The 24,247-nt window shown below is 56.0% G+C and carries 21 protein-coding genes; 10 read left to right on the top strand and 11 right to left on the bottom strand.

What is annotated here, in order from left to right; translation table 11 throughout:
- Positions 1 to 45: 45 nt before the first annotated feature.
- From WJM78_RS08810 to sdhC, 4 genes are all read right to left on the bottom strand, one after another.
- Positions 46 to 762, bottom strand: a complete 717-nt coding sequence (locus WJM78_RS08810) for a succinate dehydrogenase iron-sulfur subunit (RefSeq protein WP_065401783.1) — start codon at positions 760 to 762, stop codon at positions 46 to 48.
- Between the two features lie 134 nt (positions 763 to 896).
- Positions 897 to 2,663: a succinate dehydrogenase flavoprotein subunit gene (gene sdhA / locus WJM78_RS08805; protein ID WP_042035497.1), complete on the bottom strand. Its 1,767-nt coding sequence runs from the start codon at positions 2,661 to 2,663 to the stop codon at positions 897 to 899.
- A gap of 1 nt (position 2,664) precedes the next feature.
- Positions 2,665 to 3,009 carry a succinate dehydrogenase, hydrophobic membrane anchor protein gene (sdhD, locus tag WJM78_RS08800; protein ID WP_042035496.1) on the bottom strand — a complete coding sequence of 115 codons (345 nt, stop codon included), beginning with the start codon at positions 3,007 to 3,009 and terminating at the stop codon, positions 2,665 to 2,667.
- Complete coding sequence (gene sdhC / locus WJM78_RS08795) at positions 3,003 to 3,392, bottom strand: succinate dehydrogenase cytochrome b556 subunit (protein ID WP_042035494.1); 390 nt, start codon at positions 3,390 to 3,392, stop codon at positions 3,003 to 3,005. The genes sdhD and sdhC overlap by 7 nt, the downstream gene beginning before the upstream one ends.
- Positions 3,393 to 3,817: 425 nt before the next feature.
- On the opposite strand from sdhC, the gene WJM78_RS08790 reads away from it, so the two are divergent.
- The 3 genes from WJM78_RS08790 (at position 3,818) to WJM78_RS08780 (ending at position 6,140) form a co-directional block, all read left to right on the top strand.
- A complete protein-coding gene (locus WJM78_RS08790) occupies positions 3,818 to 5,104 on the top strand; it encodes a citrate synthase (RefSeq protein WP_339015164.1) in 1,287 nt (428 codons plus the stop codon).
- Between the two features lie 96 nt (positions 5,105 to 5,200).
- A complete protein-coding gene (locus WJM78_RS08785; RefSeq protein ID WP_275930180.1) occupies positions 5,201 to 5,524 on the top strand; it encodes a DUF4377 domain-containing protein in 324 nt (107 codons plus the stop codon).
- Between the two features lie 121 nt (positions 5,525 to 5,645).
- Complete coding sequence (locus tag WJM78_RS08780) at positions 5,646 to 6,140, top strand: GNAT family N-acetyltransferase (RefSeq protein ID WP_339015805.1); 495 nt, start codon at positions 5,646 to 5,648, stop codon at positions 6,138 to 6,140.
- Between the two features lie 62 nt (positions 6,141 to 6,202).
- Here WJM78_RS08780 and fabB read toward each other — a convergent pair whose 3' ends face one another.
- On the bottom strand, positions 6,203 to 7,414 hold the full coding sequence (gene fabB, locus WJM78_RS08775) for a beta-ketoacyl-ACP synthase I (protein ID WP_042035490.1): 1,212 nt from the start codon (positions 7,412 to 7,414) through the stop codon (positions 6,203 to 6,205).
- 90 nt (positions 7,415 to 7,504) lie between these two features.
- Here fabB and mnmC point away from each other — a divergent pair, with 90 nt between their 5' ends.
- Positions 7,505 to 9,523, top strand: a complete 2,019-nt coding sequence (gene mnmC, locus WJM78_RS08770) for a bifunctional tRNA (5-methylaminomethyl-2-thiouridine)(34)-methyltransferase MnmD/FAD-dependent 5-carboxymethylaminomethyl-2-thiouridine(34) oxidoreductase MnmC (RefSeq protein WP_339015161.1) — start codon at positions 7,505 to 7,507, stop codon at positions 9,521 to 9,523.
- 89 nt (positions 9,524 to 9,612) lie between these two features.
- Here the strand turns inward: mnmC and WJM78_RS08765 are convergent, their stop codons facing one another.
- The gene (locus WJM78_RS08765; RefSeq protein ID WP_339015159.1) at positions 9,613 to 10,212 is read right to left on the bottom strand and encodes a DUF922 domain-containing Zn-dependent protease; all 600 of its coding nucleotides are present in this window, start codon (positions 10,210 to 10,212) and stop codon (positions 9,613 to 9,615) included.
- Positions 10,213 to 10,549: 337 nt separating this feature from the next.
- Between WJM78_RS08765 and dcuC the strand changes: the two genes are divergently transcribed.
- The 5 genes from dcuC to WJM78_RS08740 all read left to right on the top strand — a co-directional run bounded on the left by dcuC (position 10,550) and on the right by WJM78_RS08740 (position 17,039).
- Positions 10,550 to 11,902, top strand: a complete 1,353-nt coding sequence (dcuC, locus tag WJM78_RS08760) for an anaerobic C4-dicarboxylate transporter DcuC (protein ID WP_339015157.1) — start codon at positions 10,550 to 10,552, stop codon at positions 11,900 to 11,902.
- Positions 11,903 to 12,048: 146 nt separating this feature from the next.
- On the top strand, positions 12,049 to 13,710 hold the full coding sequence (locus tag WJM78_RS08755; protein ID WP_339015156.1) for a bifunctional UDP-sugar hydrolase/5'-nucleotidase: 1,662 nt from the start codon (positions 12,049 to 12,051) through the stop codon (positions 13,708 to 13,710).
- Between the two features lie 180 nt (positions 13,711 to 13,890).
- Entirely contained in the window at positions 13,891 to 15,534 is a 1,644-nt protein-coding gene (locus WJM78_RS08750; RefSeq protein WP_287146335.1) for a hypothetical protein, read from the top strand.
- Between the two features lie 151 nt (positions 15,535 to 15,685).
- The gene (locus WJM78_RS08745; RefSeq protein ID WP_108536115.1) at positions 15,686 to 16,189 is read left to right on the top strand and encodes a M48 family metallopeptidase; all 504 of its coding nucleotides are present in this window, start codon (positions 15,686 to 15,688) and stop codon (positions 16,187 to 16,189) included.
- Positions 16,190 to 16,214: 25 nt separating this feature from the next.
- Positions 16,215 to 17,039 carry a DUF2927 domain-containing protein gene (locus tag WJM78_RS08740; RefSeq protein ID WP_422388443.1) on the top strand — a complete coding sequence of 275 codons (825 nt, stop codon included), beginning with the start codon at positions 16,215 to 16,217 and terminating at the stop codon, positions 17,037 to 17,039.
- A 149-nt stretch (positions 17,040 to 17,188) separates the two neighbouring features.
- Here WJM78_RS08740 and WJM78_RS08735 read toward each other — a convergent pair whose 3' ends face one another.
- From WJM78_RS08735 to WJM78_RS08720, 3 genes are all read right to left on the bottom strand, one after another.
- A complete protein-coding gene (locus WJM78_RS08735; protein WP_021140432.1) occupies positions 17,189 to 17,437 on the bottom strand; it encodes a DinI family protein in 249 nt (82 codons plus the stop codon).
- A 416-nt stretch (positions 17,438 to 17,853) separates the two neighbouring features.
- Complete coding sequence (locus WJM78_RS08725) at positions 17,854 to 18,435, bottom strand: hypothetical protein (RefSeq protein ID WP_339015154.1); 582 nt, start codon at positions 18,433 to 18,435, stop codon at positions 17,854 to 17,856.
- A 275-nt stretch (positions 18,436 to 18,710) separates the two neighbouring features.
- Positions 18,711 to 19,409: a molecular chaperone gene (locus WJM78_RS08720; RefSeq protein WP_339015152.1), complete on the bottom strand. Its 699-nt coding sequence runs from the start codon at positions 19,407 to 19,409 to the stop codon at positions 18,711 to 18,713.
- A 173-nt stretch (positions 19,410 to 19,582) separates the two neighbouring features.
- On the opposite strand from WJM78_RS08720, the gene WJM78_RS08715 reads away from it, so the two are divergent.
- Positions 19,583 to 20,614 (top strand): IS630 family transposase, encoded by a 1,032-nt coding sequence (locus WJM78_RS08715; protein WP_339015151.1) that lies wholly within the window; start codon positions 19,583 to 19,585, stop codon positions 20,612 to 20,614.
- A 19-nt stretch (positions 20,615 to 20,633) separates the two neighbouring features.
- On the opposite strand, the gene WJM78_RS08710 is transcribed toward WJM78_RS08715, so the two are convergent.
- Both WJM78_RS08710 and WJM78_RS08705 read right to left on the bottom strand, forming a co-directional pair.
- Positions 20,634 to 21,680 (bottom strand): hypothetical protein, encoded by a 1,047-nt coding sequence (locus tag WJM78_RS08710; protein ID WP_339015150.1) that lies wholly within the window; start codon positions 21,678 to 21,680, stop codon positions 20,634 to 20,636.
- Positions 21,677 to 24,148 (bottom strand): fimbria/pilus outer membrane usher protein, encoded by a 2,472-nt coding sequence (locus WJM78_RS08705; RefSeq protein ID WP_339015148.1) that lies wholly within the window; start codon positions 24,146 to 24,148, stop codon positions 21,677 to 21,679. Before WJM78_RS08705 ends, WJM78_RS08710 begins: the two co-directional genes overlap by 4 nt.
- Positions 24,149 to 24,247 lie beyond the last annotated feature (99 nt).

The following is a 24,247-nucleotide window of genomic DNA, read 5'->3' as shown; positions in this document are numbered from 1 at the left end:
GCTATCCAGAGGTCGGGCCTGGCGCGTGACGCCCTGGCCCTGATACTAAACAGCCCGATTGAGCAGCATCGACTTGATCTGACCGATGGCCTTGGTCGGGTTCAAGCCTTTGGGACAGACGTTCACGCAGTTCATGATGCCGTGGCAACGGAACACGCTGAAGGCGTCATCCAGGTTACCCAGTCGTTCGCTGGCGGCGGTGTCGCGGCTGTCGGCCAACCAGCGATAGGCGGCGAGCAGCCCGGCCGGGCCGATGAACTTGTCCGGGTTCCACCAGAAGGAGGGGCAAGAAGTGGAGCAGCAGGCACAGAGAATACACTCGTACAGGCCATCCAGCTTGGCGCGCTCTTCGGGGGATTGCAGGTGCTCACGCACGGGCGGCAATTTCTCATCGTTGATGAGGAAGGGTTTGACCTTCTCCCACTGGGTGTAGAACTGGGTCATGTCGATCACCAGATCGCGGATCACCGGCAGGCCAGGCAAGGGGCGAATAATGACGCTATTGCCCTTTTTCAGCAGATCGGAGAGCGGGGTGATGCAGGCAAGACCGTTCTTGCCATTCATGTTGAGACCGTCTGATCCACAGACCCCTTCGCGGCAGGAGCGGCGGAAGGCGAGCGTGGGATCCAGCTCTTTCAGCTGGATCAGTGCATCGAGCACCATCATGTCGGAACCTTCAGGAATATCAAGACGATATTCCTTCATATAGGGGACGTTATCAACATCCGGATTGTATCTATAGACAGAGAATGTGACGTTCATTGTGTTTGGCTCCGCAATCGTTAAGTCCGCACCTTGAAGAAGCGAGATGGGAAGGCCTCCCACCTCTGCACAGACCGGCGAATGTAGCCATACGCCGATAATGTGACCTTCATTGTGCTTGTCTCCGCCATTGGTCAGTAAGTCCGCACCTTGGGTGGGAATGCCTCACGGGTTTTCGGAGACATGTTGACAGCGCGACGGGTCATGGACTCGGTGTCCGGATGATAGAGGCTATGGCACAGCCAGCCCTCATCGTCGCGATCCGGGAAATCGAAGCGGCTGTGGGCACCACGACTCTCGGTACGGAAGTTGGCCGCCACCGCAGTGGCAAACGCCGTCTCCATCAGGTTGTCCAGCTCCAGGCACTCGATGCGCTGGGTGTTGAACTCCTTGGAGGTGTCGTCCAGACGGGCATTCTTCAGCCGCTCGCGGATGCGCTTCAGCTCGGCCAGCCCTTCGGCCATGGCATCCCCTTCACGGAACACGGAGAAGTTGTTCTGCATGCAGGTCTGCAGATCCTTGCGGATCTGAACCGGATCTTCCCCGTCGCGGTTGTTCTCCCAGCGATTGAAACGGGCCAGCGCGGCGGCCAGATCAGACTCGGAAGCCTCGCGGCCATGTTCCATCTCACCCAGGGTGTTGACCAGGTGCATGCCCGCAGCGCGGCCAAACACGATCAGATCCAGCAGCGAGTTGCCGCCCAGACGGTTGGCACCGTGTACCGAGACGCAGGCGATTTCGCCCACGGCAAACAGACCGACCACGGGGACGTCGTTGCCATCTTTATCCTGCGTCAGACACTGGCCATTCACGTTGGTCGGCACGCCGCCCATCATGTAGTGGCAGGTCGGGATGATGGGGATGGGTTCTTTGACCGGATCCACATGGGCGAAGGTGCGAGAGAGCTCGCAGATACCCGGCAGACGGGATTCGAGCACCTCTTTGCCAAGGTGATCCAGCTTGAGCTTGATGTGCGGGCCCCAGGGACCGTCACAACCACGGCCTTCGCGGATCTCGATCATGATGGAACGGGCCACCACGTCGCGGCCTGCCAAGTCCTTGGCGTTTGGCGCGTAACGCTCCATGAAGCGCTCGCCGTCTTTGTTGAGCAGATAACCGCCTTCACCACGGCAACCTTCGGTCACCAGCACCCCGGCACCGGCGATACCGGTCGGGTGGAACTGCCAAAACTCCATGTCCTGCACCCCTACCCCGGCGCGCAGCGCCATGCCGACACCGTCACCGGTGTTGATGTGGGCATTGGTGGTGGACTGGTAGATACGACCGGCGCCGCCGGTGGCCAGCACAGTGGCTTTGGCCTTGAAGTAGACGACTTCACCACTCTCCATGTCGATGGCGGTACAGCCAACGATGTGACCGTCCTGGTTTTTCACCAGATCCAGCGCATACCACTCGGAGAAGACGGTGGTCTTGTTCTTTACGTTCTGCTGATAGAGGGTGTGCAGCAAAGCGTGACCGGTACGGTCGGCCGCAGCCGCTGTGCGGGCCGCCTGTTCACCACCAAAATTCTTGGACTGGCCGCCAAACGGACGCTGATAGACGGAGCCATTGTCAAAGCGGGAGAAGGGCAGGCCCATGTTCTCCAGCTCATAGACGGCCTCGGGGCCCGTCTTGCACATGTATTCGATCGCTTCCTGGTCGCCGATATAATCGGAACCTTTCACCGTGTCATACATGTGCCACTGCCAGTTGTCGTCGTGGGCATTGCCCAGCGCAACCGTGATCCCGCCCTGGGCAGAAACCGTGTGAGAACGGGTCGGGAAGACTTTGGATAACAGAGCGCAGCTCTTGCCGGACTGGGCAATCGAGAGCGCGGCGCGCATGCCGGCCCCACCAGCACCGATCACGACCGCATCAAATTCACGAGTTGGAATAGTCACCTTACACCCCCCACAGTACAACGAAGCCGGTCATCAAATAGACAAACAGCACCACTACCAGGGCAAATTGCAGCGCACCGCGCAGCCCCACCGGCTTGATATAGTCGGTCAGTATCTGCCACAGACCGATCCAGGCATGGATCAATACGCACAGCAGCGCCAACAGGGTGAATACCTTGGTGAAGGTTTTGGCGAAGAAGCCGGTCCACACCTCGTAGCTGATGTCATTGAACGCGACAAAGCCAACCAGATAGAGGACGTAAGCCGTCATAATGAGGGCGGTGGCACGGATCAGGATGTAATCATGAACACCGCTGCGCCCGAATGTTGCAGAATTGGTTACCATACCAGTACTCCCGCCAATACCGCCAAAACCGCGGTGATCACGAAGGCCACACGGGCACTCTGATTACCGGATTCCAGCTCTTCCCAATAGCCCATGTCCATGACCAGATGACGCAGACCGCCCACAATGTGGTACGCCAGCGCAGTCAGGATCCCCCACAACACGAATTTGACCAGGAAGTTGTCCATGATGGACACCACGGTTTCAAATCCTTCGGGAGAGGCGAGTGAAGTACCAAGCATCCACAGCAAGACAGAGAGCGCCACAAAGGTGATCACCCCTGAGACACGATGCAAGATGGAAGCGATGGCGGTGACAGGAAAGCTGATCGTCTGTAGGTCGAGGTTTACAGGTCTCTTTTTATTTTTCACGGCTTTGCCCACTCAGCTCCATTGAGCACGTTAGTTATTGTTTTTACACGCTTATGAGGGCACGGAGTGGCATTTGCTAGGTTTTTGTTACCAAAACAACTCAAAAAAGCCAAAAACAACATTTTCAATATCGCATCCGACTTTGCACAAGCGTTTCAAACACCGACAGCCATCACCCACGAGGCGCAGTATATCGGCGGGCTTAACCAATGACAATCAATTAGCTACAAAGAAAACCCAAAACCGTAAACCAGATCTCACAACTCATTTAACAAGCCATTAATGTTCATCCAGAAAAATTGACAGCACCCCTTAACTCTGTTTCAAATAGGGCGCTCCAGCTGCCCCTGGTACAGGTCAGAACCTTTGCCAGCGTCATCAAACTCGTAATAAAGTAGAGCTGGAATCAAATTATAAAAGAGCAAAGGAGACGTGCTATGGCTGATAAGATAGCCACCCTACACCTGCCCGGTAAAGACCCGGTAGAACTACCGATCCTGTCTGGGACTATCGGACCCGACGTGATCGACGTCAGAAAATTGGGCGCGCAAGGGTACTTCACCTTTGACCCCGGTTTTATGGCCACCGGTGCTTGTAAATCATCCATTACCTATATCGATGGCGATCAGGGTGTCTTGCTGCACCGTGGTTACCCTATCGCCCAGTTGGCCACCCAGGCCAGCTACCTCGAAGTCTGCTACATACTGCTGTACGGCGAGGCGCCCACCAAGGCGCAGTACACCGAGTTCGAGCGTCTGGTCACCCGCCATACCATGGTGCACGAGCAGATCGCCTTCTTCTTCCGCGGCTTCCGTCGTGACTCCCACCCCATGGCCATCATGTGTGGTGTGGTCAGTGCGCTGTCCGCCTTCTATCACGATGCGCTCGACATCAACAACGAAGAGCACCGCGAGATCTGTGCCTTCCGTCTGCTCTCCAAGATGCCGACCCTGGCCGCCATGTGCTACAAGTACTCCATCGGTCAGCCATTCATGCAGCCGCGCAATGCCCTCTCCTATGCTGGCAACTTCCTGCACATGATGTTTGGCGTGCCGACCGAAGAGTACAAGGTCAACCCCATCGTCGAACGCGCCATGGACCGCATCTTCACCCTGCATGCGGATCACGAGCAGAACGCCTCCACCTCCACCGTGCGTCTGGCCGGCTCCTCCGGTGCCAACCCGTTTGCCTGTATTGCCGCCGGGATCGCCTCCCTGTGGGGACCAGCTCATGGCGGTGCCAACGAAGCCTGTCTCAAGATGCTCGAAGAGATTGGCTCTGTGGATCGCATTCCCGAGTTCATCGCCAAGGCCAAGGACAAGAACGATCCGTTCCGTCTGATGGGCTTCGGTCACCGGGTTTACAAGAACCACGATCCCCGTGCCCAGGTGATGCGCCAGACCTGTCACGAGGTGCTCGAAGAGCTGCAGATCAAGGATCCGCTGCTGGATGTGGCCATGGAGCTGGAGCGCATCGCGCTGTCGGACGATTACTTCGTCGAGAAGAAGCTCTACCCGAACGTGGACTTCTACTCCGGCATCATCATGAAGGCCATCGGCATCCCTATGTCCATGTTCACCGTGATCTTCGCCATCTCCCGCACCATAGGCTGGATTGCCCACTGGAACGAGATGCACTCGGACCCGGATCAGAAGATCGGCCGTCCGCGTCAGCTCTACACCGGCTTGGCCCAACGGGAATTCACCCCGCTCGATCAGCGTTGATGCACTGAATCGACACGGTTTGTCAGCAAGGCGGTCATTGACCGCCTTTTTATTTACCGCTCTAATGCCCCCCTTGTCGATCAGAAGGAGTCCATCATGAGACCACTGTTCATCAGCGCCGCCCTGCTGCTTACCGCCTGTCAGAACGCACCGACGACCCCGTTACAAGGGGAAACCCTCTACATCAACAGCCAGCTGGTCGACTGCGTCGGTGTCGGCCCCATGCTGTGCATGCAGGCTCGCAGCGATGAGCAGCAAGCCTGGAGCCTGTTTTATCAGCAGATAGAAGGCTTTCAATTTGAACCTGGCTACCAGTACCAGCTGACCGTCAGCAAGGAGCGGCTCAACGACGTGCCAGCGGATGCCCCTTCCCTGCGTTATCACCTGATCAAGCAGGTCAGCAAGCAGACCGCTCGTTAAGAATACCGGCCACAAAGAGCCTCATTTGGAGGTTGTCATTCAGTTCATGAACGCATTCTGGTACGCTGGCTGACAGACATATTATGTAATCAGCACACCCAAGCAGCGATGCCCCATGACGATGATCCAGATACGCACGACCCGGGCCAATGACTGGCCCACCATCATGGCCATTCAGGATGAGTGTTATCATCAGCTGGATCCTGAACCCCTCGAGGTCATGAGCAGCAAGGCCGAGTTGGCTCCCGACTGTTGTTGGGTGGCCGAATATCAGGGCAAGGTACTGGGTTACCTGCTCTGCCATCCTTGGCGCGCCCACCAGCCCCCCGCCCTCTCGGTACCCATGCAGACGCTGGCGGGGAACGACGAGTTCTACCTGCACGATCTGGCCGTGTCAGCACAGGCGCGCGGCAAGGGCATTGGCCAGCGGCTGCTGGAAACCGCCCTCGCCTTTGCCAGCGCGGAAGGCTACGAGTATGCCGGGCTGGTGGCGGTGCAGGATGCCCCGACTTTCTGGCGCAAGCAGGGCTTTGTGCCCGCCAACACTCCCAAATCGTTGGACGAGTACGGTGAGGACGCTGTCTATATGCGGCTACCCTTGACCGACCTCGCCTGAGGGTCGACCGATTGCCAATAAAAAAGGCGCCTTGCGGCGCCTTTTTTCACATCATCGACTCATCAAGCCTTGAACTTGCTGAACACCAGTGATGCGTTGGTACCGCCAAAGCCGAAGCTGTTGGACATGACGGTATTGAGATCAGCCGCCTCGTACTCGCGTACGATGGGCAGCCCCTCAGCCTTCTCGTCTAGGGTCTCGATGTTGATGCTGGGGGCGATAAAGCCGTGTTCCATCATCAGCAGGGAGTAGACAGCTTCATGCACGCCCGCAGCGCCCAGCGCATGGCCGGTCATCGCTTTGGTCGCGGAGATTTTGGGGCCGTTAGTGCCAAACAGCGTCTGGATAGCTTCCAGCTCCTTGGTGTCACCCACCGGAGTGGAGGTGCCGTGGGTGTTGATATAGTCAACCTTGCCCACACCCTGCATCGCCATCTTCATGCAACGCACAGCGCCTTCACCGCTCGGAGCGACCATGTCGTAGCCATCGGAGGTGGCACCGTAACCGGTCAGCTCGGCATAGATGTGAGCACCACGGGCCAGGGCATGTTCCAGCTCCTCGACCACCAGGATGCCACCGCCACCGGAGATGACGAAACCATCGCGGTTGGCGTCATAGGTACGGGACGCTTTTTCCGGGGTGTCGTTGTACTTGGTGGACAGGGCACCCATGGCGTCAAACTGTATGGTGGAAGACCAGTCCAGCTCTTCACCGCCGCCGGCGAAGACCACGTCCTGCTTACCCAGCTGGATCAGTTCCATGGCGTGACCGATGCAGTGGGCAGAGGTGGCACAGGCAGAGCTGATAGAGTAGTTGACACCCTTGATCTGGAACGGGGTCGCCAGGCAGGCAGAGGTAGTGGAAGACATGGTGCGCGGCACCATGTAGGGGCCCACCCGCTTGACGCCTTTCTCACGGGCAATGTCGCAGGACTCTGAGGTGTTCTTGCCGGATGCACCACCGGAACCGACCACCAGGCCGGTACGCTCGTTGGAGATCTGATCTTCCTGCAACCCGGCATCATCAATTGCCTGTTGCATGGAGAGATAGGCATAGGCCGCAGCGTCACCCATGAAACGCATGACTTTACGGTCGATCAGTTCAGACGGATCGAGTTTGATGTTACCCCAGACACGGCTACGCAGGTTGTGCTGCTCGAACTGCTCGGAATAGGTGATGCCAGATTTACCTGATTTCAGGGAGGCCAGCACTTCTTCCTTGTTGTTGCCGATACTGGAGATGACGCCGATACCGGTGATCACTGCTCTTCTCATTAATTCATCTCGTCTGGAAAAACTGGCGCCAAGTCTACCCGCTTTCGGCTGCCAAACTGGTCTGCTTTCACGTAGAATGCCCGCGTTCTTATGACGCGAGCAGAGGGAAACGTGAGTCAAACATCCTTACATCATGCCCGATTGGACTGGAATGAAGCGGGAACTCCACTCTCCAGTGACTTCGGGGATGTGTACTTTTCCAATGATAACGGTCTAAGTGAAACCCGCTACGTCTTTTTGCAGCAAAATGGGTTGCCAGCGCGATTTTCTCACCACAATAGTGACAGTTTCGTGATAGGTGAAACAGGTTTCGGCACAGGCCTTAACTTTCTGGCGACAATGAAAGCCTTCCTTGAACAGGCTCCCCACACCGGCAACGGCGCCCGTCTGCACTTCATCAGTTTCGAAAAATTCCCCCTCACCCAGGGCGATCTTCGCAAGGCACTGGCCGCCTGGCCCGAGCTTGCCCCCTTCAGCCAGGCACTCATCGCACAGTGGCCACTGCCCGTCCCTGGCTGCCATCGTCTGCACTTTGCGGGCGGCCGCATTCGACTCGATCTCTGGCTGGGGGACATCAAGGATATGCTGCCGCAAGTGCCTCATGGTGAGCAGGGGCTGGTGGATACCTGGTATCTGGATGGATTCGCACCGGCAAAAAATCCCGAGATGTGGACACAAGAGTTATTCGAGGGCCTGGCCCGCCTGGCTCGTCCCGGTGCAACCATCTCCACCTTTACCAGCGCCGGCTTCGTGCGTCGTGGCCTGATTGCCGCGGGGTTTGCCATGAAGAAGGTCAAGGGCCATGGCAGCAAGTGGGCAATGCTGGCAGGCGAGCGGGTAGACAAGACACCACAGCGCACCATCGCCCCCTGGTATGCCAGACCGGCGGGGCAAGACGGCGAGGTGCTGATCATTGGCGGCGGCATCGCCTCGGCCATGACGGCGCTCTCGCTGGTGGAGCGGGGCCGCAAGGTCACCCTGCTCTGCGAGGACAATGAACTGGCTACCGGCGCCTCCGGTAATCGACAGGGGGCACTCTATCCCCTGCTCAACGGCGAGCACGATGCCTTGTCACGCTTTTACTCGCTGGCCTTCGGTTATGCACGCCAACGGCTGCTGACCCTGGCCGAGCGCCATGCCATCGCCTTTGAATTGTGCGGTGTGGTGCAGCTTGGCTATGACGACAAATCCAGCGCCAAGCTGGCCAAGATGCAACAGGGCCCTTTCCCGCCCGCGCTGATGCACCCACTGACGCCCACTCAAGCCGAACACGAATGTGGCCTGCCCTCGGGTCATGCCGGGGTCAGCTATCCGCTGGGGGGCTGGCTCTGTCCGGCCGATCTCACCCGCGCAGCCATCAAGGAGGCGCAAACCAGCGGCCTGCTGCAAGTGGAATACGATTGCCCAGTCACGGCTATTTATGAGCAAGCAGATGGCTGGCGGGTTGAAAGCCATGAGAGGCGTCAATGGCAGGCCCCCAATCTGGTCGTGGCCGCCGGTCATCAGTTGCCCGCCCTGCTCCCCTTTGCCGAGCTGCCGCTCTATCCGGTGCGCGGTCAGGTGAGCCATGTGCCGACCACGGCCACTCTGAGCCGGCTCAAGACGGTGCTCTGTTACGATGGCTACCTCACGCCCGCGCACAACCAGCAGCACTGTATCGGTGCCAGCTATGGCCGTAACCAGCACAGCCTCGAGTTTCGCGCAGAAGAACAGCTGCAAAACCAGACCCGGCTGCAAGCCTGCCTGCCGGAGCAGATCTGGCCAGCCGAGGTGAATATCAGTGGCAACGAGGCACGGGTGGGCGTGCGCTGCGCCAGCCGGGATCACCTGCCGGTGATGGGGCCAATCGCCAGATTGGCAAGCCTGGCAGATCACTACGCCAGGCTCCAATTTGATCAGCCACATGCAGCGCCGCTACCACTGCATCCCGGCCTGTATGTGCTGGGGGCGCTCGGCTCACGGGGCCTCTGCTCGGCGCCGCTGTGCGGTGAGCTGCTTGCCAGCGAGATCTGTGGCGATCCGCTACCGCTATCCGCCGATCTGCTGGAAGCGCTCCATCCGGCGCGCTATTGGGTGCGCAAACTGCTCAAGGGCAAGCCCCTCAACTGACCGCCAGCCCCGGTTGGCGAATCCACCCCAATAAAAACGGGCTCCCCACCGGGAGCCCGTTTTTATCGCTGGTAACGCCGACCAAGGCGCTAGATGCCCTTGGGCCAGATCACCCCCAATGTGCGGCCGTGATCCGTCTGTTGCTGCAACTGGGTGAAGCGCTCACGGGTGCTGGCCAGCACCCCCTGCCCCTGTTGCCAGGCCTGATATTGCAGGGCGGCGCAATCGCGCTCCACCGGCAGTTGTGCCAACTGGATGCCAAGCTGGCTGACGCTCTCCAGCAAGATCTGCTTGTGACGGCTCTCATAATCGAACATGGCGGTCACCAGCGTGTCCCACTTCTGGCGCTCTGCAGCAGAGGCCCTCGCCTTGTCCATCCAGTTCGGTACCATTACCTTGATGCGGGTGGTGATCCTGACCTGCTCCAGCGCGCAGCGGTCGGCCTCGGGGCGGGTCTGCAACTGCCAGGAAAGTTGGTAGCTGGCCATGCCGATATGGCCGCGGGCCTGGGTCTGCCCCTGTTTTGCTATCTGGCGGGACACACTGACGACATCCGGTCCAAACACCCGGTAAAACTGGAAATCAACCTTGATGTCAGGCTCGACCTTGATGCCGGTATAACGAGAACGTTCGGCCCCTGCTGTGGCGGTATACAGCAAGGCTGCCACCATGAAAACTTTGCTGATCATTCCCATTTATGCTGCCTTGACCTCGTTGATGCTCGGGGTGTTATTTTAATTAATTATCAACGTATTAATACTCGACGCAGGAGATTAACCGCGATCCCTGCGACTGTCACCCACTCCCGTCAAAAAGCCCGAGTATCAGATTGACAAGTCGCAACCCCGCGCTTTCATTGATTTGAAAGCAAGATCACAAGTGATGATTGACATCATGGTGAGCCATCCCTGATTGGATAACAATCGTCGAGTTTTATGTTGATACTTTTCGGGATGGGTCAGATGACCCTCCACGTTGACGCCAAAAATGTATCCACCTTCAATTTCGGACTCAGGAACTCACTCTATGATGGAACTCCTTATTGGCACCCTGGTCACCCTGACCGTGGGTCGCTACATCTTCAAGGGCTACTCGGCCACCGGGGTGCTGCTCAGTGGCGGTCTGCTGCTGCTGACCATTACCGCCCTGATGGGCAAGGCCGTACTGCCTGCCAGCGTCACCTCCACCGGTCACGTGGCCACCGACGTCTTTGAATATGTGCGCTTCCTGCTGGTGGATCGTGGTGGTGGCCTTGGCATGCTGATCATGGTGCTGTGCGGTTTTGCCGGCTACATGAGCCACATAGGTGCCAATACCATACTGGTGAAACTGGCCAGCAAGCCGCTCGGCATCATCAAATCACCCTATATCCTGCTGGTGGCCGCCTATCTGGTGGCCTGCGCCATGTCGCTGGCGGTGAGCTCTGCAACCGGTCTGGGCGTCCTCTTGATGGCCACCCTGTTCCCGTTGATGGTCAACATGGGGATCTCCCGTGGCGCGGCGGCGGCGGTGTGCGCCTCGCCAGCCGCCATCATTCTGGCACCGACCTCCGGTGACGTGGTGATGGCTGCTCAGGCCGCCAACATGCCGCTGCTGGATTTTGCCTTCAAGCTGACTCTGCCCATCTCGCTGATTGCCATCGCCTGCATGGCGGTGACTCACTTCTTCTGGCAGCGCTACCTGGATCAGAAATCGGACGAACACAACGAACCTGTCGCACCGGGCGATCTCATCACAGACGCCCCCGGCTTCTACGCCATACTGCCGTTCACCCCCATCATCGGCGTGCTGCTGTTTGACGGGAAACTGGGCCCCAAGCTCGACATAGTGACCATCATTATCATCTGTCTGGTGCTGGCCGCCCTGCTGGAACTGGTGCGCAAGCGCAATGGCAAGGAATTGCTCGACGGTCTGCAGGTGTGCTGGCGCAGCATGGCTGACGCCTTCGCTGGCGTGGTCATGCTGCTGGTGGGGGCCGGTGTGTTTGCCCAGGGTCTGATGGGGCTCGGTTTCATCGCTAACCTGCTGGGTCTGGCGCAAAGCTTTGGTACCGGCGGCCTCGTCATCATGCTGGTACTGGTGGTCATCACCACCTTGGCCGCCTTTACCACGGGTTCCGGCAACGCTCCCTTCTACGCCTTCGTGGAGCTTATTCCCCATCTTGCCACCAGCCTGGGCGTCAATCCTGCCTACCTGGTCATCCCCATGCTGCAGGCCTCCAACCTTGGCCGCACCATATCCCCGGTCTCCGGCGTGGTGGTTGCCTGTGCGGGCATGGGTAATCTCTCTCCATTCGAGGTGGTCAAGCGCACCTCGGTGCCGGTCGCCGTCGGCCTGGTGGTGGTGATCCTCGCCACCCAGATCATGGTCCCCGCCTGACATTCGGCCTGAACCTGCGGGGGGACTGACTCTGGCCCCTGCCAGAACTGGCGCTTTCCTCACCAGCCCGGCGTCCTGCCGGGCTGGTATCTTCCCCCGAGGTTGGAGTAGACTCTGAGCTCTTTTTTTCTCTAAGGAGGACCGAGATGAGTATTACGGTTCAACTTGCCCACTTCAGTGACTGCCACTCCCATTTCGATGGCGCCCCCATGCGCTTCTCCCCCGTTGGCGAGTCCGAGTGGCGTACTCAATGTGGCGGCTATGCCCGCATCCTTTCCCGGCTCACCGCCCTGCGTCAGCAGGCAGACGCGGCGGGTCAGACCTGCCTGCTCCTGCACGGCGGCGACACCTTCCAGGGTTCGCTTTATTTCAACCGTTTCAAGGGGCGAGCCAACGCAGATCTGCTGAGTTTGCTGCAGCCGGATGCCATGGTGATTGGCAATCACGAGTTCGATCTGGGCAACGGTCCTCTGGTGGAGTTTTTGCGCCAGCTCGACTTCCCAGTGCTGGCCGCCAACCTGGACAGCAGTCAGGAACCGGCCGATACCCCGTTGCGGCTGAGGGGCCTGCCCATGCTCCATGACGCCAGCCGCCCCTGGCACAAACGCATCATAGACGGAGTGCCCTTCGCCCTGCTCGGCATCACACTGCCGCAGATGGCCGCCATCGCCAATCCCGATGCCTATACCCATTTTCACGGCATCGAGGAGACGCTGGTCGCCGCGATCAGCGACATCAAGGCCGAAGGCATTCACCACATCATCTTGCTGAGCCATCTGGGGCTTGAGCAGGACAAACGCCTGGCTGCTCGCTTTCCGGAGTTCAGCCTCATCATCGGTGGCCACACTCACAGTCAGCTGGGGGATCTGGCTCCGCTCGGGCTCGAGAGCGACGGCAGCTATCCGCTGATGGTGAACGACGTCGCCATACTGCATGCGGCCCACAGCGCGCTCTGCCTCGGGGTGTGCGAGCTGGAATTTGACGCGCGCGGCCGAGTGCGGCGCAGCCAGGGCCAGCTGGAGTGGCTGCCCTGGCAACCCTGGCCGTTTGACTCAGCGCCGCCAGCCGGTCTGCACTTCTGCGAGCCAGCGCCTGAACTTGAGGCGCATCTGGCCAAGCGCTACCGGCCCGAGCTCGAAACCATGACCCAGCGCATTGTGACCCGGCTCGCCGGGCCACTGCACCATCAGCGCCTGCCCGACGCCAACCTGCCAGCCGGCAGCCAGGTTGCCCCCCTGGTCGCTCACGCCATGCTGACCGGTGCCCGTGAACAGGTCGGTCAGGTGGATTTCGCCCTGCACAACGCAGGGGGCGTGCGCTGCGCCCTCGAACCCGGGCCGCTCAGCGAGGCGGATATCGCCGGTCGCCTGCTGCCCTTTGCCATTCCGCTCACCCTCTATCGGGTGCACGGCCATGAACTGGCCGAGGCGCTGGAGGGGGCCATCGACAACGCCACCAACAACGGCGTGACGGGTAACGGCAGCGGCAGCTTCCCTTATACTGCCGGCGTCCGTTTCAGCTACCAGGCAGACAAGCCCAAAGGGGCCAGGATCACCCGGCTGGAGTGGGAGGCGAGCCCGGGTCAGTGGCAGCCGGTCGAGGCCGATGCTATCTACCGGGGGGTATCAAGCGCCTATACCGCCTCCGGCAAGGAGGGCTACACGGCGCTGGCCCGCACCCTGACCCAGCACAATCAGGAGCTCGGCATCACGCTGGCGGATGCCTTCATCCGCTGGGCCCGCTATCTGCCCGAGCTGAGTGTCATGCCGCCGCTGCTGGTGTATCAGGGCCCTGGCGCCATGTCGTGAACCCAGTGGGACTCAGACCACCACTTCTGCCACGTTTGTCATAAAAAGTGCCGCTTTCTTGCCAGAAGGCGGCACTTTTGCAAATTATTTCAAGCACATCTGCCACGCCCATTGCATAGCGCAGTCAGGCTCGGCAAGATAGGCCCGCTTTCGAGACTTCCCAGCTGGAACAGGTCACCCATGAATCATGTCATCCGCTTTACCCCTCCTCGTGTCAATCCGGGCCTTAGGCCGCTGGTGATCCTGCTCACTGGCCTGCTGGCCTTGCTGTTTTGCCTGCGCAACCCGCTGTTTCATGGCATGGCCCCCGGCTTCGATGCTTCATTGTTCGCTGTGATGGGCAAGATGTGGAGTGAGGGGGGCGTGCTCTACCGGGACATGGTCGACATCAAGGGCCCCATGATCTTCGCCCTCAATGCACTCGGTTACCACCTGGGTGGCTTCTTCGGGATCTGGCTGCTGGAGTGGGCGCTCTGCTGGCTCGGTCTGCTGGCCAGCTGGCAAGCATTCGGCCAGCTCGGCCTCTCCCTGCGCGCACGCCTCGGTAGCATGCTGGCGGTGCTGGCGCTCTACAGCACCCGTTATTACTACGGCAACATGACCGAAGACTGGACCTTCCATCTGGCCCTCCTCGCCCAATGGGCCTTCATCACCATGCTGCTGGACAAGCGCTTCAGCTGGGGACCTGCCCTGGTGGCGGCGCTGACCTTTGCCATCGTAGCCTGGATGCGCACCAACAACGGCGCCTTCTGGGGCGCCTGGTATCTGGTGCTGTTCTGCCACTGGTGCCTGCGCGAACAGTGGCGCTGCGCCTTCGCCCTGCTCTTCTCCAGCCTGCTGGGACTGGCGCTGATAGGCGCCCCCTTGCTTGCCTACTTCCAGCACCACAGCCTGCTGGCCGAATTCAAGTATTACGCCTTCGACATCTTCTTCGAGGGCAGCTACGGTAACGGCTTCTCGCCAGATGTGGGCAGCGTCGGCCTGCTGCGCACCGGCCTCATCATGCTGCTACCCGCCTTCATCATACTGATGATGAGCCGGCGGCAGGAGTGGTATCTGCCCGTCCTGTGCGCCACCCTGTTCGGCGTAGTGTTCACCCTGGTCGCCAACTCCGTTTCCGGCCATGTGTTCGATCACTACGATGTGCTCTATCTGCCGCTGGCCCTGTTGCCGCTCGCCTGCCTGCTGGATCGCAGTGAGCAGCAAGCCGATGGCCTCGGCCTGCTCTGTATCTCGCTGGTGGTGCTGACCGCCAGCTGGCTGCTGGCCCAGCAGCTCGGTTACGGCTGGAGCACCAAGGAGTGGTCGCTGGAACGGGTGCGGGAAGTGCTCGGCAACAGTCTGCTGTGGGCCCTGCCCGTGCTGATCCTGGTGCCCCTGTGGCGCGCCTGGGATGTGCGCAGTGCCACCCCCTGGCTCGCCTCGCTGGCCATGCTGGTCCTGCTGCTCAACAACGCCTGGGAAGGTAGCCTGAAGGGCACGCCGTTCAACCTGCCGGCCCAGGTACGGGTCGATCGGATCAAGGCCGAAACCGGCCCGACCGACAAGATCTGGGTCGATGGCATACAGCCGCAATATTATCTGTGGACCGATCGCCAGCCGGCCTCCGCCTATCTCTTCTTTGCCAACGTCAATCCGCCCTACGACGTGCGTGAACGTGTGCTGGCCGACATCAAGCGCCAGAGTCCCAAGTTCATCATCGCCAAGCCGGAACGGATTGCCGACGAGCTGAAAAAACCGAGCTCCCCTTCCAGCCTCGCCTTCTATCAATTTCTGGTGAACCAGTATGAAGAGGTGGACCCCGGCCTTTATCGCAGGCGCTGATCCCGCACCATCGCCAGCAAGGGCCGTCATTGATCACAGTGACGGCCCTTTTGCTTGGACGAACACACGCAGGAAAGAGAGCAAGCCCTACCCAAGCCAACGCGGGATGACTACAATGGCGCTCTTTTTTTGATGTGACGAGTGACAAACCATGGCGGAACTGACCTATCTCGGGGGCTACCCGGACCCGCTCAAAGCCCAGGTACAACAGCTGATCGCGGCGGGAAAGCTCGGCGACATGCTGGAAAAACGCTACCCGGACAGTCACCTGATCCAGAGTGACAAGGCGCTGCTGGGTTACACCATGGAGTTGAAGAACCGCTATCTGAAAAGCTCGGCGCCGCTGTCCAAGGTGATTTTCGATGGCAAGATCAACGTGATCAAGGATGCCCTCGGCCTGCACACCTATGTCAGCCGGGTACAGGGCAACAAGCTCAAGGCCAAGAACGAGATCCGCATCGCCGCCCTGTTCAAGGAGGCTCACCCCGCCTTTTTGAAGATGATAGTGGTGCACGAACTGGCCCACCTGAAGGAGAAGGATCACAACAAAGCCTTCTACCAGCTCTGTCAACACATGGAGCCGGACTATCATCAACTGGAGTTTGATCTCAGACTCTGGCTCACTTGGCGCGATATTGAGCGCGCCGCGCGCTGACCGATTGCCGTTTCAAGGAGGAAACATGATCCCATTGCGCCATCCGCTACTGCCCCGTGCTCGCACATTCAAGGGAGGCTTGATGAGCCTGTGGAGTCTGGTGTTGCTGCTCCCACCGCTTTCCCTGCACGCCGCCGACCACTGGCAGAGCGACGCCTATCTGACGCAGAGCTTCTTCGAAGTCGCCATGAAACAGGAATATGGCCACGAGCAGAATGTGCGTTTCTCCCGCTGGCAGCAACCCATCCGTCTCAGGCTCATCAATGAATTTGGCGACAAGCCGCTGCAGGCCGAGGTGGTCAAGATCCAGAGCCAGCATCTGGCCAGCATCATAGGTCGCCCGATCACACTGGTGAACGACAACGCCAACATCACCCTGATCATGACCCAACACTCGCAGATGGCGAGCTGGGCCAAACGGACCATGGGCCAGGATGCCTCCATCAAGATGGCGCTCAAAGAGGGGCTGTGCATAGCCAACTTCGCCACCAATGCCCGCTATGAGATAGCCCGCGCCACCGTCATCATTCCGGTAGATTACAGCCGGGCCAAGGGGCGTTTTCTCGATTGCGTAGTAGAAGAACTCACCCAGGTGATGGGCCTGCCCAACGACTCGGACAAGGTGTTTCCCTCCATCTTCAACGACAACAGCATCGACAGCTTCCCGACCGGACTCGATTATGTGCTGCTCAAGCTTGCCTATCACCCCGCGCTGCATCCCGGCATGACGGCCGCCGAGGTCCACGCCGCCCTGCCCGAGGCCATCAAGGCGCTGCGTGCCCACCGCGAGATAGCCCAGGCCAACCAGCGGGTACAGGTCAATAGCCTCAAGCGCTGGGCCGGGTTGTAAGGCGCAGGATCCCCCTTCCAGCACGATGTGAGCAGGTAAATTCCATGTGTGGCCAGAAACGGAAAAACGCAGCCGGGGCTGCGTTTTCTCTGATCCTTGTTGAGTCTTTCTGGCGCCTGCCATACACGACTCAGGGCGGCCAGCGAGCCTCAGGAGGCGGCGTTTTCCGGCATCCAGCTGTCAGCGTTCTCCCACACCTCCTGCACCATGGCCTCCGCCAGCTCCTTGTCTTCCTTGCTGGCACGGCTGACCGTCATCGCCATGGCACCGCCCGGTGCGACCCGCACATGCAGGTCGGGGAACTTCTCGCCCAACTGCTTGAGCAACTCCTGACGCAGCGCCTCCATGGTGGTGGTAGGGATCTGATGTTTCTTGTCGATGATGATTTCCAGACGCATAGGATAAGTCTCCATGATTTATAACTGTATTTTTATACAGTAAAAATCAAAAGTAAAGGAGGGATTATCTCCTTCCCCGGACCACCCTTCAATCAAACTCGCTGCGACATAGCAGATAACGAGAACGCTAGCGTCTGCCCGAGAAGAAGACCATGAAGAACGAGATCCTCAAAGAAGCTGTGGAGTATAGCCGAGCAAAAAAATGGATAGCGCATGCGCCCTGGTTGCCAGGGGACGACGATCAAGGAGTGGATGGCGTATGTAGGTGCAATCAACCAACTGAACACCCTTGGTCTGCCTGTCAGAAAGCGCCGGGGGTAACGGTCACTTGACGCTGGGGCAGTTGTGGCTTGATGGTTGATTTGGGAAACAACGCACTCTTCACCCTCTTCGGCAGGGGCGATTACCAGCACCAGTTACTCGTCACTCTCATCAGGGGATCTCGCCTCTTCGCTGCGTACAGGCGCCCCCTTTTGCATACTGCTGGCCACCCGAAACGTCTCGGCCTCTTGAAACATCTCGGCAGCATGGCGCTTGTCAATGGCAGCGATCATCTCTTCCGGAGGGCAGATCAGCAGGCTATCCTGCATCCGGGTGATATCTTCATCGACGAAGTGTTGGCGATTGGCGAGAAATACGGCGTACATATTCTGGTAGACCGAGTAGCCGTTTTTTTCCGCAAGCTGCGTACCGACCCGCCACAGAGAAGTGCCCCTAGGGTCGATGATGCAGTGGGCGTTGCTATAGACCAGCCTCGGCTGCCGCAGGCGACCCTTTGGACGCTCGCAGGTGATGGCATCCAGCCCTAGTCTCAGAGTCGCTCCCCCTTTCTTGTAGACCAAGATGTCATCCCGGTTGAAATCATTACATGGTAAGTGAACCGCCATGTTGTACTCACCGATTAACTCAAAGCGATCAAGCTCGGAGAGGATACCATCGGCATTGAGATAGAGAGTCGGGTTACCAATGGCAGAGGTTACAATATTGACAAACAGCAATTCTGAAGACTGGTCGTAATCTATAATGGAAATATGACCTTCTTCATTATTAGCAAATGCAAACCCGAAATAAAAAATAGCTACAATCCAAATAAATTTAGATTTTTTAACCCAACGTCGCCAATTGAAACGCCATGGAGCTATAAAAAAATATAAATCAAGATATTCACCCTTTCTATTTCACGATTTTAAACTGCACTCTGCAAGCCAATCAGAATATATTAAACACAATAACTAAAATTACTTTAATTCTCTTTCTAAACTGATTCCGCACGTTACTGATTCTTTATTTTAAATTTATTTAGCTTACCATTTCTTAACACTCCTTCAAATGTATCTTCCCCACCGAAATCATTAATGACAACTACTTCAATATTGCCATTTCCATTTATTCCTGTTGCTGTTATCGCACTTTCTCCATATGGAGGAATCATATCGCCTTCAAACTCAACCCCATTTTTCCTGAATGAGATTATATTTACATGATATGGCGTCGTATTTCGGACAACCAATAGATTATCTTTTAGTGATAGCATTAGTAACTCTGGTGCGATTCTAGCATCACCAGATAAATTCGATGGTCGATAGAATAGCTTAATACTCTGTTGAAGAGCGACTTGTAGACTATCATCTACCTTCGAAGACATAGGAATTGCCAATACATTCACCCAAATAAATGACTCCCTATCTTTTGGCAGACCTGACCCCTCATAAAAAATACGAAACATATTGCTTTTTTGAGGGGCTATTTTAACAAGAGGTGGTGTCATGGCGAATGGAAGCACCTCACTTTTGTCCGCACTTAGCCACCCTTGAATAAGTATTTCATCATCACTTGTGTTGTAAACTTCAAATGATGACTCTTTCATCGATTCGTGATGAATAATTCGTGTTGTAGATAGATAAAATGTGGCGTTAGCATAACTAGAAATAAAAGTTGCCAACAGCGTTAACATCAAAAAAAATGCTCGCATCTTCTTTCCTTAGTCCTCAAATAGATCGCGCATATGTATGATGATCTGTCATCAGCTCCACATACTAAATAGCTGTTCCGAATAGTAGATCACCGGAGGAAGGGAACTCAGTCCAGTTTGTGCGATCTCATTAGTCGCCAAACAAAAAAAGCCACGCCCAAAGGACTGAGTTGATGCCTATCCTACCACCCCTGCCACGATCACAACGGCGCCGCATTCACAAAATCATCCATGCCACGCGTGATAAAGGGCATGCTCGTCGCTTGATGGCAATCTTGCTGTTACATGAAGGACACACGATCACTGATATTCATCACCTTACCGGCGCTGCTCGCTCGACCATCGGCCGTTGGCTTCGGTGGTATCGAGATGAAGGTGTGGGTGCGTTAGAAGCCTTACCGGCTGGCCGAGCCCCAGTCTTACCTATCGCCAAGATTGTCACCTTACTGGTGTTGCTCATGCAGTTTTCTCCTCAAGATTTTGGTTATCAGCGCAGCCGTTGGTGTACTGAGCTATTGGCCATCAAAATCAATCGGTTAACAGGGCTCAATATGGCAGCCTCCACACTTCGTCGATGGTTACCTCGTATGGGCATTGTCTGGCGCAGGCCCGTGCCGACCTTGCGGATAAAAGACCCGGCCTATCAGGAGAAAATGGCGAATATCGACGCTGCTCTGGCCCGTTGTGATGCCGCTAATCCGGTGTTTTATGAGGATGAAGTCGATATAGACCTCAATCCCAAATTAGGGGCCGACTGGATGTTCAGAGCGCAGCAAAAGCGGGTTGTCACACCGGGGCAGAATGCAAAACATTACCTGGCAGGCGCTCTCCACGCAGGCAACGGAAGAGTACTTTACGTCAGCGGGATAAAGAAAAACTCATCCCTGTTTATCGCCATGCTGGAAAAGCTGCGTCACCACAACCGACGAGCCAAAACCATCACGCTGATCCTCGATAACTACATCATTCACAAAAGCAAACAGACCGAGCGATGGTTGAAGAAGCATCCCAAGTTCTGCCTGGTATTCCAGCCAGTTTACAGTCCTTGGGTTAATCACATAGAACGGCTGTGGCACAAGTTACATGAAACCATCACGCGCAATCATCAATGCAGAGGGATGGCCAACCTGCTGACTCGAGTGAAACACTTCATGGATACCGTGTCTCCTTTCCCTGGGAATGGCTATGGCACAGCGAAGGTGTAGCACTATTAGGATCAGTTATTTAGCGATACGAAACACCTACAATGGCTTTAAAATCTAACGTACCAGGTTGTGGTTTACCACCATCCTTAGTCACTATGGCATTAAAACTCTTTACTAAAGGAACATTTACATTTCCAGTCCCCATCGGAATCTCCCCCGGACGCGAGCTCGCACCGCTCGAAGCGACAGGGAGTATTTGCACCGCACCACCATTAACAACTTCTAATTTAAGAGCATACCCAGTTGCCGTCCCGTTGTTTTTCAGCGATGTACTCGTTGTAGCAGGACTGTTAGCATCACTGAAAGATGTAGACACAGTTGTCCTTCCACTACATCCCTTGACAGTCACATTAAACTGTGTCGGTTTAGAAATATCGGGATTCAAGTTAACTAAAGGGGGGACATCGAGTTTACATGATGCCACATTTACTGTTATGGTCGTTTGGGGTGACCATAACTGAACTGGGGTCACTGTCTTAGTACCCTCAACCGTCATGTTCCCAACGTGTCTCCTTGGTACATTATAATTGCCATTTTTCAACTCACCGATAATATGGTATTGCACTCGAGATTTGAATCCTATACCGGGGTAATTACTCTTAATCATTAAGGATTTTGTACTCCTTAGCTGATTCCATGGCATATTCGGATCAGCCATAAAAAATGACACCCCAATACCAGGAACATTAGGCAGTTGATAAACAGTGTGTCCGGCCCCACTATAATGGGTCACCGGGTTCCCTAATGCACCATTGTATTGCGCATAATAGGACGTTTCTGTAGGAAGAGTACTATTACAATTAGAAAAAACTGTTGGTATGCTCCTTTCAGTTGACATGTTACCTAAAGTCCCAAGAGGAACTGCATGCTGACCACCGGTAAAATCCCTCGTTATAGCGGTAGAAAAATCTAACGTGGTATAAACTGAAGTGCAAGCTATGGCACCATTTGAAAAAATAAAAAGAAATATCAAGCATAATTTATTTAAGTTCATCATGATGCTAATTTTACCGTTTTCATAATATGATTTTTTAAGCAGGTACCAATGATCAGAGGTTATTGTCATCTTCGGCACTGCAAGACCGCGCTGTTAAAGTTACCAGCGTTACTTTCGGTAAGCCGGTAGGGTACCTGGCAACGCTCATCTCTTCTAACTATCACCAACTCCCCTTGCGGTTGATCGAGTAGCGCCAGAGCACGGCCATTGGGGTCAGCCAAGGCGAGCAGAGTGCCATTGCTCAATTCAAGCTGCGTACCAAAAGGATAGGGCTGACCACTGTCATCGAGCAGAGTAAACTGAACTCGGATGACCTTGCGTGCAGAAATTTGGGCATAGCTTATCGCCCCCCTACGCGGTACTACTTGCGCTGCGCCGTTTTCCAGCTCAACCCCTGCAGCTAAAGTCTGGCTATCTACTGAGACCTGATTGCGCCGATAGGGAGTACTGTTTTCCAGCAGGGCAAAGCCATTGGAGCCGGTTTTAGCTCGGCTACTATTGAAACCAACCCCCTCCTGACCAGGAACCTCCACCAAGATGGCGCCGTCATAGAAGGTGGGTGCCGCGTTGAGCTTGCCACCGTTATGGACGATCAATGATCCTGCCCAGTGGGTATTCACAGTGTGATAATCACTACCCTGACTAAAGCCTATACCGCCTTCACCAAAGGCAGAGCGCAGGGTGCTGCTCGCAGACCAACGTTGATTTCCCAAACTGTCACGACTTGCGTCAAGGTTGTAACTATAAGCATCCCAATTACCAGAGAGGCCAACATTTTGTCTGTTGGTATGAGACCTATTACTCCCTTGTTCCCACGTCTGCTGACTGCCTCCAATAGAGAGGCGGTGCTTTCCTTCACCCCAAGAGAGCGGATGTGATGCGTAAAAAGTAAATTGAGTCTCATCGCGCCAACTACTGTGGTTACGCTCCGCCCCCAGTTGATAGCTCAGGCGTTGCCAGCTGTTGCCATAACTCGCCGAGAGCGAGCGTGAAGTTGGCTTGCGATCCCAGTAACCAGTTTCACTTGCGGCCAATGTAAGTTGCCCCCAATCACTGGCGAGTTGCTGACTGACCGAAAGGTGCATATTAGAACGAGTCCGGGAACCATAAGAAGTCACCCCCTTGGGGCTGAAATCATTGATATGGTCATCAACACTACGATAATCTTCCGTCGCATAGCGGTAACCCGAAAGCGCCAACGTGGTGCCTACATCATGAAATACCCGTCCATAGCGAAAACGATAACTCTGCCCCTGATAATGCCCCATCCGAGTGTCGCTGTCGGAGTGGGTGACATCAAACGAAAAGGAACCCAAGCTGCTACCAAAACCTAAGCCAGCATTAAGAGCATAATACTGCTGCATGCCCTCAACCCCACCATATAGGGTAAGATTTGGCAGGAAGCCATAAGCTCCATCCACTGAGGAATACCAAGACTCTGTCGCCGGTAACAGGTCTGTCTCAAGCTGGCCCAAACTGAACTGATAGCGGCTAGTCCCTTCGCGAACCATCACAGGTAGCATGCCAAACCCTTGGGTCCGTACTTTGCGGGTGCCACCCGCCTCAATAACTGTGATCTCCAAGTCACCATTACTGCCGAATGTAGGTATATCGCGAAATTCGAAGGGACCGGGGGGCACAGGCGCACTGAAGATCAGGTTGCCACCCTGACGGATCTCAACCGTGGCATTAGTGTCAGCAACCCCGACTACAACCGGCGAGTAGCCACGTAGCTCGTCGGGTAGCATTGCATCGTCAGAGCGGATCTGCAGTCCCAATAAGGATTGGCTATTAAATATGTCTGAACTGCTATTGATCTGACCAGCACTGAGCTGACTTCGCCAGTCAGTCAGATCCCTTTCTGCGAAGGTACGCAGGCTTTGCCAATATCCTTTGTCATTAACACCGTTGAGCTGACTTTGATTACGCAAACGCCAAGGGCCAATATTCACCCCCGAACTCATGCCAAGATAGTGGCTATGGCTATCAGTATAATTGCGATGATGATCAAATCGGCTTTGCAAGTTGTAGTTAACAAACGCAGCATTGACCCCCTGATCCCATAAAGCTGGGTCTACGTAACCTCGAGTGCTGCGTTTTAAAGCGGCTTGGGGGATGGAAAGGCGCAGTTTCTGGGCTCCGGTATCATAGTCCCAACTAGCATGTTCTATCTGCGCCAGGTCCACACAAGATATAACATTGCTGAGTAGCTCACTTTTGACGCCAAGCCTTTCCATCAATTCTAGAGTGATACAAGGTGCAACCTCACCCTCACGGGAGGAAAAAACTATATTCTCCATAGAGAAAAGCAGTTCATTGAGATACAGCTCAACCCGATATTGCCCTGGAGCAATATTTCCTTGTTTAAGAAAAAGCTCAAGATCCAGTTCACTGCCACCTTGCAAGAAAGCGCTGTTGAATTTAGGCTTGCTACTCACGTTTTCAGAGTCAGCAAAAGCCCCATCTGTGGCAGTAGCGGCTATAATTCCGCTCAGATAGGCAGAGAAAAAACACTTCTTTTTCAGATTGAGAGACATTGAGCAACCTTTTTTGTTGAGCTAGTACCTATTCTGTGGCGGCAGAAAAAACAACCCAACATTTCAAATAAAAATTAACAATCAATCTCACACAACCTT

It is taken from the genome of Aeromonas popoffii (assembly GCF_037818705.1).
GTDB lineage: Bacteria > Pseudomonadota > Gammaproteobacteria > Enterobacterales > Aeromonadaceae > Aeromonas > Aeromonas popoffii.
Note: the sequence above shows the minus strand (reverse complement) of the source record. Positions and strands in the feature narration are given on the sequence as shown.